Below are 12,634 nucleotides of genomic sequence, written 5' to 3'. Positions count from 1 at the left end.
TCCTTTATCAACACACTTGAGAATTAAAGCATTTCACCTCTTGCAGGATAGCCTGACTGAACGATATAATCTACCGCTTTTACAAAAGACGGCAAATATGGTCTTCCCCAAGGATTACTATTTATAGCTGAATAATAAATTTGATTACTATTGTCTATTAAAAATAATCCTGGTTCACTAAATTCATTTGGTTCACCAGCTTTTACACCAGCACTTAAATACAAAGCCCAATCTCTTGCTGATTTTTCAGTTAAATCATAGCCCAAAGTAAGATTAGACAATTCCCACTTTTGACGAGAAAGTCTAGCTCTCTTTTCGGTATCCATACTTACAGCTACTACATTAACGCCTCTTTGCTCAAATTCGGGTAGCAATTCTTGTAATTGTTGTAAATACTTTTTACATAATGGACAATGTAATCCTCGGTAAAAAACAACCAAAGTAAAGTTGTCTGGATTTTGGTCTGCCAAATTCCATTGATTTCCATTTAATAATTGAAACTGTAAATCTGGTGCTGTATTTTTTGGTGTTGGTCTATTCATAATAAATAATTTAAAAGTTTGCTTTCAAATGATTTTCAAAACGAATAAAATCATTCTCTATTTCTGGATTTTTCATTACATCATATGCCATAAATGTTGGTAATGATTCAAAACCGAACCACTTAAAATTAAGATGCATTGGTTTTAGCAAATCATCTTCACTCATTCCATTAAAAAATGGTTCCTCTTGATTATTAAAAGCTTCTTTTGGTGCATTAGCCGTTACAGACATCATATACTTTCCATTTAACTTTCCACCTAATCCGTAATTCTTCTTCGGTGCTTCTTTACTTCTTCCATCACCATCAGACATTTCGCCCATCATACCCATCGAAAATACTTCATCAATGTATTTTTTAAACGACCAACTTACACCCATCCAGTTCAATGGTGTTTGAAAAAAGACCACATCTGCCCATTTGAATTTTTCAATTTCTTCGTTGACATCATAATTATCTTCCATTGTAGTTTTCTTGATATTGTAACCATTGCTTTTAAAGTAGCTTTCTGCTTTTTCAATTAAAGTTGCGTTTAATTTCCCTTCAGAAAATGGATATTTCTGATGACCATTGATGATAAAAATATTTTTCATTTTGAAATTTTAATTACATTTGTTTCACAAAGAAACTATTATTAGTTCATATTTGAAACTAACGTGTTTGAATTTGGATAAATAGTGGTAACTAAAAAGTAACTAATGGCAAGAAAATATATAGATAACCCAAATGCTTGTTCCCTTGTGCATACGATGAACGTAATTGGCAACAAATGGAAACCGATTATTTTATACTTATTATCAAATGGTTCTATGCGATTTGGAATGCTGAATACGCTAATACCTACAATCTCAAAAAAGGTGCTGACTAATCAGCTGAAAGAATTAGAAACCGATGGATTACTTTTGAGACAATCTTTTGCAGAAACTCCACCAAGAGTTGAATATTCATTAACCGAAAAAGCACTTGGACTTTTACCTGTTTTAAGAATGTTAAGTGATTGGGCAAATGAAGCTTATCCCGAAATGGATTTTGAACAATGTAGAATCATAGAGAATGGAAGAAAGCCCGCTTATAAAAATATATAGACGGAAAAGTTTTTAGTACCAACTATCGAGTAAACGACCTCATTTAACGCCATGCGCTTAATATCTTTTTGACAAGGCCAAAAAAATTGTCACACGAAACACGTGTTATTTGCAGGTTAATATGAATTTGCCCTGTAAAAGCAGTACTTTTAAAATGCAATTACGCACGTACTAAAAGCACTATTTTTTATGAAAGCAGCACTGTTGGGACTGAGTTTGTGTACCCTTCTTTCTTGTAAAAACACCGAAAAGAAATCTGAAACTGATATGACTGATACCGCCGCTTCCCCGCGCACAACCTTTTATCTAGGCACTTATACTGATGGTGAAAGTCAAGGGATTTACAAAGCCGGCTTGGAAGATGACGGCACCTTTACAAAACCTGTAATGGTCGCAACGACTTCTAATCCATCTTTTTTGGCTTTGAGCGCTTCTAAGCATACGCTGCTTGCTGTTAATGAAGACGACCCCGGAATGATCACTTCTTTCGAGGTTAAAAATGACAGCTTAGTTCAACTATCGCAAACCGAAACGGGCGGTGCACACCCTTGTTTTGTAACGCTTAATGAGAATAACGACGTTCTGGTAGCCAATTATAGCGGTGGGAATTTGGGCTTATTAAAACTGAATGAAAAAGACGGCAGCCTTTCTGCGCTTTTAGATGTAAAACAACATGAAGGTCAAGGAACCACCGATCGTCAAGAAGGTCCACATGCACATTCTGTATGGTTTTTACCTGACGGAAGCGGAGTTGTTTCGGCTGATTTAGGAACCAATCAATTATGGTTTTCTAAGATCAATAATGAAACTCAAAAACTAGAACCCGCAGAAAATCAGAAGCTGGACTTCCCGGAAGGTGCTGGCCCAAGACATTTGGTTTTTCATCCTGCTAACGGATTTATTTATGTCTTGAACGAACTAGACAACACCATTGCGCAGGTGGGTAAAGAAAACGGTCAATACAGCGTTTTAGCAGTTACTTCAATATTACCCGAAGGATTTTCTGAATACAGCAAAGCAGCAGATATTCACATCAGCGATGATGGTAGGTTTATTTATGCTTCAAATCGCGGACACGATAGTATCGCTATTTTAGAAGTTGATGATCAAGGGGCACTCTCATTAATCGCTAACGAGCCTACCAAAGGAAAAGATCCTAGAAACTTTCAGATTACACCAGATCAAAATTTTGTGATCGTGGCGAATCAAAACAGCAATAACTTGGTATCCTATACCAGAGATCCTGAAACCGGATTATTAACGTATGCTTCTGAAATTGCTGCTCCTAAACCTGTGTGTATTTTGTTTGATTAGATCTATTTTTTATCTTATCAAAAACAAAATTTTACAACCATGAATCGCTTTACAGTTATTTTTCTAAGCTTACTTGCATCTTTTATCTGCTACATAGGAATTTGGTATACGCTACAATGGTTATTTCCAAGTTTTGAGGGCGCATTTAAAGCTGCAACGTGCGCGGTAATTACTGTATTCTTAACGCCGCGAATTCATAAAATAGACTCCCAATCAGGTAAAAAACAAACGTTGATCTCTTGGATGCTTGTTGGAAAAAGTTGGGTCGTTTAGCTATCTGAAAAAATATGCGTACTAAACTTCAGATCTTTAAAGTGGTGGCTAAGCATTTAAGTTTTACAAAGGCCGCCGAGCAGCTTTACCTCTCGCAACCGGCAGTTTCTAAAGCGATCAAAAGCCTTGAAGAAGAATTTAAGACCACACTTTTTGTACGTAAACGCAATGCCATTGAGCTTACCGCAGAAGGCAAAGCATTTCTCATTTATACGCAAAAGATCCTGAGCATTTATGCGGAAATGGACGAGCAATTCACGCATAAAAATGAAGCCTTTCCTGAGGCCATAGATATGGGAGTGAGCACCACCTTGTCAGACTATGTGATTCCTCAAGTAATTGCTCAATTCAACTTAAGATTTCCCAAAACAAAGTTTAGTATTCTAGCTGCTAATACTGAACATATTGAGAAGCTTATTTTAGATGAAGAAATTCATTTTGGCATAACCGAAGGCAATACCAACAACAACAAATTATCGTACACTAAATTTTTAAAAGACGAGATCGTGTTGGTGACCAATGCCACAAATACCAGCGTTAAAGAAAATGCGATCGCATTGAAAAAATTGAAAGATTTACCGTTGGTCTCACGCGAATCAGGCTCAGGAACACGGGAAGTTATTGATTCGTTCTTACAGCAACACCAGATCAAGTCTATTGATCGCAATATTCTGTTTAACAGCACTGAAGCCATCAAGAACTTTTTATACCATTCTGAACACTTTGCGCTACTCTCTATTCATTCAGTCGCAGACGATTTAAAGAATAACCGTCTCAAAATCATAGATATTAAAAACTTCAGTATTGAGCGCTGGTTCTACTTTGTACGGCGCACGGGTTATCTTTCTAAAAATATAGATTATCTGGAGCGCTTCATTCAAAATAGGAATAACTTTTAGTTATCTATAAGAACAAATAAGATTCCTTCAAAGCATTTCCGTCAGAGTATTTTTGTATCAAATTATTGATATGAAAACTCGTTATTCTAAACTAATATTTTTTGCTCTGATACTACTGGCCTTAAGCGGAGTATTTACAAGTCCGCTAGCTTTAATTGCCGGTTTCCTATTCAATCTATTTTTCAAAACACCCTACCGGCAACAGCAGCATCAGGCTATAAATTACTTGCTCAAATTTGCAGTGATCGGGCTGGGCTTTGGTATGTTTATTTCTGAAACCATCGCAACCGGAAGCAAAGGTTTCACTCTAACGTTGAGTACCATCATTCTTACAGTCTTTCTGGGATTTATATTGACCAAATATTTAAAAATAGATTTGCGTCTGGGGCATTTGATTACCTCGGGTACGGCGATCTGCGGCGGAAGCGCGATCGCCGCGATCAGTCCCGCGATCAAAGCCAATGCAAAAACCATAAGCGTTTCACTAGCAATAGTTTTTATGCTGAATGCTATGGCGTTATTTATCTTCCCGGTGTTGGGTCACGCATTTCATTTAAGCCAAGAGCAATTTGGTATCTGGTGTGCAGTGGCGATACACGATACGAGTTCTGTAGTTGGTGCAGCCTTGCAATATGGCGAAGAGGCGCTCAAAATTGCAACCACCGTAAAACTTACCCGTACGTTGTGGATCATTCCAATGGCGGTGTTCTCTATGTTCTATTTTAAGACGAAAAACGAACGCGTACGCATCCCCTATTTTATCATTTTTTTCGTTCTAGCCATTCTAGCCCACAGCTATCACCTCCTACCCGAAAGTTGGGCCGAAGGATTAGTATTGCTGTCCAAACGATTATTGCTTGTATCGCTACTATTGATAGGCATCAACATATCGTTGAAAGATTTTAAAACTATCGGACTCAAACCTGTGGCGTTAGCTTTAGTGTTATGGATCTTTATTGCTACGTTTTCGCTGTTGTTTATTCTGTATTGAAATAGTCTTTTTTTACTCGGTGTAGTAAAATTCCGCAGGAATCCTTTTGAGTTTTTAATCCGTATTATTGAGTAAATCACATTAGCGACGCAACCATTTAAGCAACTGAACATCATATAAATAAGCGCAAATTTTGATATGATTGAAAATGTCTACTTATGAAAAAAATCTACAATTATCTATTCCTGTTTATTCTTTTGATAAGCTTAGGATGCAGTAAAGACGAAGCTATAAACGTTGATCTGTCTCAGTTTGAATCGATCACTGAACGTTTTCCCTATGCCGATCTTACTACAAATATTGCTTACAATTACTATGAGCTGTTGTACTCTTTTGATACCCCTGGTAATGAAGAGCTCATCGTGTCTGAGGGAAGTCTTTGTGTGAATGCGTCAAATACTGATGCGTGTATTGAATCCTTCAACACGCTCGAAACTCCGTTTGGTTTCGCCGGAAGCTGTCTGCCCTCCTATTGCTTTTTATACATCAAATTTCAACATGGCGATAACAACACTATCCTAAATACGCCGGAACAATTATTGACATTTTTAGGCACGATAGACACCCGTTCTGAGGCAATACTTTGGGCTAACGCTAACGGTTATTTTCACAGTTTAGACATTAAAGAAATAGGAGCTATAAAGGCAACTGATGATCACTTTGAACTTTTAGTTTCTGAACTTGTAAGTGGCTGTCTTCCATACCAAAGTGACCAAGTTCATTTGCGTATTGATGCAGATGGTAAAATTACTGAGTTAGACAGAGCTGTTTACTCCTACGCTAAAAATAGCTGCATCTAATACTTATTTTACCTGCTTTCCGCCTAACCAAGTCTGATTCACTTCCAGATCAGGAATAGCGTCTTCTTCGATGGTCATGATATCTTGATCCATCACGATGAAATCTGCAAACTTACCGGCTTCGATACTGCCTTTTTCCTTCTCTTCAAAATTGGAATAAGCAGCCCAAATTGTCATACCGCGCAGGGTTTCTTCACGCGAAAGCGCATCTTTTTTCTGAAATCCGTCCTGCGGATAATGCTCTAGATCCTTTCGGGCTACAGCAGCATAAAACGTGTAAAATGGATTTACCTGCTCTACAGGAAAGTCGGTACCTAAGGCGATCATTCCGGCTTCGTCAAGCAGTTTTTTATAGGCGTATGCTCCTTTCATTCTACGCTCTCCTAAACGGTCTTTTGCCCAATACATATCGCTGATTGCGTGCGTAGGCTGTACAGATGGTAAAATATTATCATCAAAATAATTAAAATCATCAGGTGAAATAACTTGCGCGTGCTCTACCTTCCAGCGGCGATCAGATTTACCTTCTAAAGCTTCGGCATAGGCGTTTAAAATAACTGTGTTTGCAGAATCTCCAATCGCGTGTGTATTCATCTGGAAATCTGTTGCGGCAAGCTTTTTTGCTAAGGCTTTGATATCTTCTACCGGGGTAACCATTGCTCCATAGTGATCGTGGCGGTCAGCGTAAGGCACGCGTAATGCGGCACCACGTGAACCTAAAGCACCATCACCATACACCTTTACCGAGCGTACATTGAGCTTTTCGGATTTTAAAATTCCGTTTTCTATAAAGTAATCCACATCTTCCGGACTGTTACTGATCATCACATACATACGCATACTCAAGGCATCTGCCTGCTGAAGACTATCGATCAACATTATGGTGGCACGATCAAGTCCTGCGTCATTCACCGTGGTCAAACCATAATCAAAACAGTATTCTTGGGCATCCTTTAGCGCTTGTATACTTTGTTCTCTACTTAATTGTGGCATAACATTATAGACCAGATCCATTGCATTATCGATCAAAACGCCGGTTACTTCGCCGCCTTCCTGAATGACTTCGCCGCCTTCGATAATTGTGGTATTATCAATTTTAGCAAGGTCTAAAGCTTTCTGATTAACCAATAAGGCGTGACCGTCAATACGCTGAAGCGCTACAGGAATATCCGGAAAAAGAGAATCTAGTTTTGCTTTAGTAGGAAAGGCTTTATTTTCCCAATCGTTTTGATCCCAACCGCGACCAAAAACAAAATCACTGGGTTTTTCCTTCTGAAAAGCTGCAAGTCGATCTATGATCTCGTCATAACTTTGGGTACCTACCAGATCTGCATTTTGCAACGACTCACCAAATCTGTAGAAATGACAATGCGCATCGATCAGTCCCGGAAGTACGGTCTTTCCGGCAAGATCGGTCATCGTTTTAGCCGAATAGTTTGCCTGGATAGAATCGGTTAATCCTACTGCTACAAATTTCCCATCTTTTACCGCAAAAGCTTCGGCCTTAGAAAAACCGGAATCTACAGTATATATATTTCCGTTGTAAAAAATAGCATCGACCTCAACCTTATCTGAAGCCTTATCTTCACAACTTAACAACACCAGAAAACCTAATAAACCAAAAAGAACCTTGCGCATAGTCTGTATTTTTTTTGCGAATGTACAAATTAAGACGGCATTGCCTAAAACAAAAAAACTCCCAAAATTGGGAGTTTATATTGTAATTGTCCTGATTTTTTACCAGTCGAAGCGGTAGGTAGCACCTGCCATTCCCTGAATTCCTTGTACAGGATAGTTAACCCAACGCTGATAATTATTACCTAGAGCATTGTTTACACGTGCAAAAAACGATAACTGATCATTAACGCGATAACCCGCGTGCGCATTAGCATCAAAGAAACTCTCTAACTCCACCAATTGCGGATTAGACACAATCGAACTCGTTTGTACATCTACCTGATCCTTACGTGCGCCAACATAGAATAAAGTCACCCCGGCAAACCAATGTTCATCGATCTGATAATCTGCAAAGAATGACGCTTGAAAATCGGGTAAATTCCAGGCTTCTTCCTCCATATCTGTATCGTAGCTGAAAGCTTCCCCGTTGATGCGCATTTTTAAATTACTATTCACATCAAAGTTGAGCTCTCCAAAAATGGAAAGTGTTTTCAAGTTGTCATTCACGATACCAAAAGAATTACCAAACTGATAATTTTCTGCTCCTGCAAGTGTTCCTTCACTTACCGATCTAAAGTTGTTTTTGTACAATAATCTGTTGTCCTCTGCCAAATAGCTGGCGCGTAAATTATAGCTCATTGCGCTGCTTAATTTTCCTTTGATTCCTGCAAATAGATCGTATTTCTGATCGGTTGGAGAAAGTGAATCTAATGTTGGAGACACAAATGGATTTTCGGCAGCAAGCTCCTGATAGCTGTTTTGCATCAGACCTCCTTCAAGACCACCATAAGCAATAAAATATTCGTCTACTACATTGTATGAAGCCTGTACACTTGGGTAAATATTGATATCGGTTTTGTCTGCATCAGGATTTAGATCTGCGGCTACATTCACTCCCAGATCCAGCCTAAGATCCTCTAACAAGATCTGCAAACTAGGATTGGCACTCGCTATAAAATGCGTGTATTCTATAGCTTCTGAATTGCGATAGTTACGATCAAAACTTCCACTTAAATAATCCAATTTGAGATCGATGCTTATTTTTTGATCGGTAATAGGAATCATAAATTCCGGAGCAATGACTGCGCGTATTTCGCTCGACTCATACGAGTCACCAAAATAGCCCAAACGGGCTGTGGCTCCTTCAAAAAAACCTTCGTTAAATTCAACACCTCCGCTTAATCCGGCTTGGAAATAGCTGTGTGCAGGATCTATACTTTCAACCAATGTAGGTGAAGCTGCTACAAACTCATCAAGACCATACCAGTTGAAAAGTTTGTGGCCCAGGTCAAGATCTGCATACCAGTTGTAATCACGATCTCGTGTAGCGTAACTCAAATTCAAATCGGTATCATAGAACTGATTATCCAGCACAACACCATCAATTTCTCCCTGAGACGAATTATGATTGAGATATATTCCGAAATTAGAATCGCGGTCGATCTCAAAATTGCTGTAAAATTCAGCCAAAGCAGTGGTATAGGTACCAAAGCCCAAACGCGCATAATTGTCATACAATTTTACAGGTTTTGCTTTTTCTACCTGAGCAGCCTTTCCTTTTGCAGGTGTAAAAGTAGAAGCTACCGGCACCGAAAAAATACCGTAGGTCACTTTTTTCTTAGCTGTATTTAAAGAATCATTTAAAGCCGGAGTTGCTTTGACTTTAAATGCATCACCAATTTCAGGAGTATAGGGTTTAACCACATTTACGACTTCGGTTCCCAGATTCCCTTTATCCTGAGCCTGTGCAAGACTTAGCCCTGCCAGCACCAACGTGAGCGTGAAAATGGATTTTATATATTGAATCTTCATAGATGTTCTCATTAATGATTGTTTGCACATAAACCTCAACTTTAGTTATTTCCTTCCTCTAAAGAAGAATTGGTTTTAGACTCTGCAGCTTTAATACGGGTAAGTTCTTGTTGCGCTTCGGCTACGACTTCAGGATAATCTGTAAAATTGGTGATCACGTTATCCAAAATATAAGTCGCTTGATAGGCGTCATCCAACTCATAAAAGTTTTGAGCCATCAAGACCAAACCTTTTGCTCCGTATTCTTTGTAACCACTATAATCTTTAGCCAGCTTTTGTACCGAAGCATTAGAACCGGTATAGTCAGCGTTCTTGTTCTTAAAATACGCATCGTAGTACAAAGCTTCTGCGGCTAAGGCACCGGTTGCAATTTTTGAAACTTCGCGATAGGCTGCGGCAGCTTTATTCTCATCACCGGTTTGCATTGCACTACGCGCGATAATCACCTGTGCATCACTTTTTACATTATTATCGATTTTGGAATTTGCCAATACTTTATCGGCATAACTTACAGCATTGGCATATTGCTGCAACTCGTAATAGGATTTCATCAAGTTACTTTGTGCAAAAATCACGTTCTGTGCACTATCTGCTTCGGTCTCCAAACGTTTTAAAACAGGAACCGCATCGGCATAATTGCTTTCACTTAAATACACCTGACCCAATCGAGCCAAGGCCTGCTCAGTGAATTCGCTACGTTCTTTGTCGATCACATATTTATAATGCGACTTTGTTTTTGCATATTCATTCTGACCAAAATAAAGTTGACCAAGATAAAAATGCGCTTCCATCGCACGTTGCCCGTTAGGATATTCTCTTAAATATTTTTCAAAATTCTGAATCGCTTGCGGGTTATTGCTTCCTACCAGTTGCTGCTCTGCTGAAGAGAAGGCTGCATCGTCTAATTCTGAATCTTCAACCGAAATATAATCTAAGGTATTGGCCCATCTTCCATATTCATCAACCTGACCTTTGTCTATATAAATAAGTTTTGCTGAAGCTACCGCCTGTACACCCTCTGGCGTTCCCGGGTAATCTTGAGCTACACGCTTGAATAAATTCAATGCCTGATCGCTTCTACCGGTGTTGTCATAAATAAGCGCTTTTTTAAGTTGGGCTTTTGCTGCGAACTTGCTTTTTGGAATCTCACGCACTAAGCGATCGTAGGCCTGAATACCACGCTCATTATCGCCCGTAGCGACATAGGTATTTCCGAGTTCATACAAAGCATCATCTCTGTAGCTCGACTGCGGAAAAACGTTAGCAAAATTGCTTAAGCCTTCGATCTTTTGCGCATTACGATCTACAAAACCATAGCTTATCGATTTCTGAAAGGTCGCATAATCTTTATTTCCACCGGGCATTGCGATAGCGGCATTGTAAGCTTCCATCGCCGGCCAATATTCACTTTCAATAAAATGGCTATCACCCAGACGCATATAGGCATCCATCTTTCTCACATTATCATCCGTTCCCGATTGGGTAAACTGACTAAAATATTTTGTCGCCTGATTGTAGTTTTTCTTTTTGAAATAAGCATAGCCCAAATTATAAGCGAGGTTGTCATATTCTGGCAATGCTCGTGCTGCGCTGTTTTGTTCAAACTGCTTAAACGTCAACAACGCATCATCAATACGGTTTATGGTGTATTCACTTTCGGCTTTCCAATACAGGGCGCGTGCGGTGAACTCCGGAGTGCGGGGCTCGCTTAAAGATTTTTCAAAATTGATGATCGCTTCCTGATAATTTCCGTCATTATAAAGTTCGATTCCGCGATAAAAAGCCACCTTTTGATAGGCTACTTTATCTTCAAAATTTCGGTTATTCTCAATGAGTTCCATCGCTCCTTCATAATTCTTAGAAGTGATGTATGAGTCGATGAGTAAAGTTTGCAATTGCTGACGCTCGGGAGTGTCAGGATATTGCTCTAAATAGTTACCAATGGCTTGCGGAGCCGGCTCATAGGCATTCCCGATCTCATAACTCAACTTGGCATAATTGAGTCCGCTATCTTCTTTGATCTTCGGCTCAAAGTCCATTTGGTAAGCATTTCTAAACGCATTTAAAGCTTCCTGCTTTTTACCGGTTTTTAAATAGGCATCAGCAAGATGGTAATACGCATTTTGAGCAACGCCGTTTTTTCCTTCAATTATCTTATTAAACTCCCCTATCGCGCTGTCATAATCGCCTTGCTTGTAATACGCATAGCCTAGCTGATAATAATCGGTATTGCTCCAACGCCCACGTTTACCGCGATATTCTTTCAAATACGGAAGCGCTTCATCAAACTGTCCTAAATTGAAATAACTCTCTCCAATGATCTTATTCAATTCAGATTGCTCGAGTCGGTTGGCAGTAGGAAGTTGTTCTTTGGCTAATTGGATAGCTTCTTCAAAATTACCTTGCTTAAAGTTTAAGTCGGCTTTAAAATAACTCAGGTCTTCGCGAGTTCCTCCTTCGGCTTCAACTTCTTCAAAAAGCTGACTCGCCTCTTCATAATCATCATTTTCATACGCCATAAAACCTTCATAATACTTAGCCTGCGCTCCGTACTTTTCAGAATTGCGTACACGGCTAAAATACACTTTGGCCTCTTCCGGCCTGTTGGTTTTAAGATGAATGTAACCCATATTAAAATTGAAACGCTCCAGTTCGCTCCAATTCAATCTTGACAGATCTACTTGCTCATACCAGCGCTTAGCTACCGAATATTTCCCATTCTCGTAGTAGTAATCGGCAACATCTTTATAAGCAGAATTACGTTTGGTACTCGTAGGGTATTCTTCAACAAATTTTTGCATCGCGGCATCTGCTCCACTTTGGTTGAGACGCACCGCAGCATTTGCGATATAATAGGCACAATCTCCCTTGATCGTGGGATCTTTAGCTTCCTGTTTTATTTCGTTGAAAAGTGTTTGCGCAGCGAGGTACTGTTTGCTGTTATACAGCGAGAGCGCTTTGTTGTATTTTGCCAGATCGTTAGTAAATGCGGCAGACTGCTGTGCCGTGAGAACCGGCAAGGTCAGCAGCGTGAGGAGCCCTATACAGGCATATTTCTTGATCATATTTTCTAAGTTAAGTTGCAAAAGCAGCACGGTCAAAAGTAGGTTTTTTAACAAGTGACTACTGTTAATAACGTTACAAAACTAGGATAATTATATCTACAGTAGCCTTCTTAAAAAGAACTTCCTTTGAGGAATTTAAAGGCTTCATTCAATAGACCCTAAAGCTACTATACAAAT

At 39.2% G+C, this 12,634-nt stretch carries 10 protein-coding genes; 5 read left to right on the top strand and 5 right to left on the bottom strand.

Annotated features, from left to right (window positions below; all coding sequences use genetic code 11):
* Positions 1 to 23: 23 nt before the first annotated feature.
* Together LDL79_RS13150 and LDL79_RS13145 are read right to left on the bottom strand one after the other, a co-directional pair.
* The gene (locus tag LDL79_RS13150) at positions 24 to 542 is read right to left on the bottom strand and encodes a peroxiredoxin-like family protein (RefSeq protein WP_225598016.1); all 519 of its coding nucleotides are present in this window, start codon (positions 540 to 542) and stop codon (positions 24 to 26) included.
* A 10-nt stretch (positions 543 to 552) separates the two neighbouring features.
* Entirely contained in the window at positions 553 to 1,134 is a 582-nt protein-coding gene (locus LDL79_RS13145) for an NAD(P)H-dependent oxidoreductase (protein ID WP_225598015.1), read from the bottom strand.
* Between the two features lie 105 nt (positions 1,135 to 1,239).
* Here LDL79_RS13145 and LDL79_RS13140 point away from each other — a divergent pair, with 105 nt between their 5' ends.
* The 5 genes from LDL79_RS13140 (at position 1,240) to LDL79_RS13120 (ending at position 5,903) form a co-directional block, all read left to right on the top strand.
* The gene (locus tag LDL79_RS13140) at positions 1,240 to 1,626 is read left to right on the top strand and encodes a winged helix-turn-helix transcriptional regulator (protein WP_167597583.1); all 387 of its coding nucleotides are present in this window, start codon (positions 1,240 to 1,242) and stop codon (positions 1,624 to 1,626) included.
* Positions 1,627 to 1,815: 189 nt separating this feature from the next.
* Entirely contained in the window at positions 1,816 to 2,940 is a 1,125-nt protein-coding gene (locus LDL79_RS13135; protein WP_225598014.1) for a lactonase family protein, read from the top strand.
* Positions 2,941 to 3,227: 287 nt separating this feature from the next.
* Complete coding sequence (locus LDL79_RS13130; RefSeq protein ID WP_225598013.1) at positions 3,228 to 4,112, top strand: LysR family transcriptional regulator; 885 nt, start codon at positions 3,228 to 3,230, stop codon at positions 4,110 to 4,112.
* Positions 4,113 to 4,182: 70 nt separating this feature from the next.
* Entirely contained in the window at positions 4,183 to 5,103 is a 921-nt protein-coding gene (locus LDL79_RS13125) for a YeiH family protein (RefSeq protein ID WP_225598012.1), read from the top strand.
* A gap of 158 nt (positions 5,104 to 5,261) precedes the next feature.
* Entirely contained in the window at positions 5,262 to 5,903 is a 642-nt protein-coding gene (locus tag LDL79_RS13120; RefSeq protein WP_225598011.1) for a hypothetical protein, read from the top strand.
* A 3-nt stretch (positions 5,904 to 5,906) separates the two neighbouring features.
* Here LDL79_RS13120 and LDL79_RS13115 read toward each other — a convergent pair whose 3' ends face one another.
* The 3 genes from LDL79_RS13115 to LDL79_RS13105 all read right to left on the bottom strand — a co-directional run bounded on the left by LDL79_RS13115 (position 5,907) and on the right by LDL79_RS13105 (position 12,457).
* Positions 5,907 to 7,541 carry an amidohydrolase gene (locus LDL79_RS13115; RefSeq protein ID WP_225598010.1) on the bottom strand — a complete coding sequence of 545 codons (1,635 nt, stop codon included), beginning with the start codon at positions 7,539 to 7,541 and terminating at the stop codon, positions 5,907 to 5,909.
* Positions 7,542 to 7,640: 99 nt separating this feature from the next.
* Positions 7,641 to 9,404 (bottom strand): TonB-dependent receptor, encoded by a 1,764-nt coding sequence (locus tag LDL79_RS13110; protein WP_225598009.1) that lies wholly within the window; start codon positions 9,402 to 9,404, stop codon positions 7,641 to 7,643.
* Between the two features lie 29 nt (positions 9,405 to 9,433).
* The gene (locus tag LDL79_RS13105; protein WP_225598008.1) at positions 9,434 to 12,457 is read right to left on the bottom strand and encodes a tetratricopeptide repeat protein; all 3,024 of its coding nucleotides are present in this window, start codon (positions 12,455 to 12,457) and stop codon (positions 9,434 to 9,436) included.
* Positions 12,458 to 12,634: the final 177 nt, after the last annotated feature.

Source organism: Leeuwenhoekiella palythoae (genome assembly GCF_020310025.1).
Lineage (GTDB): Bacteria > Bacteroidota > Bacteroidia > Flavobacteriales > Flavobacteriaceae > Leeuwenhoekiella > Leeuwenhoekiella palythoae.
Note: the sequence above shows the minus strand (reverse complement) of the source record. Positions and strands in the feature narration are given on the sequence as shown.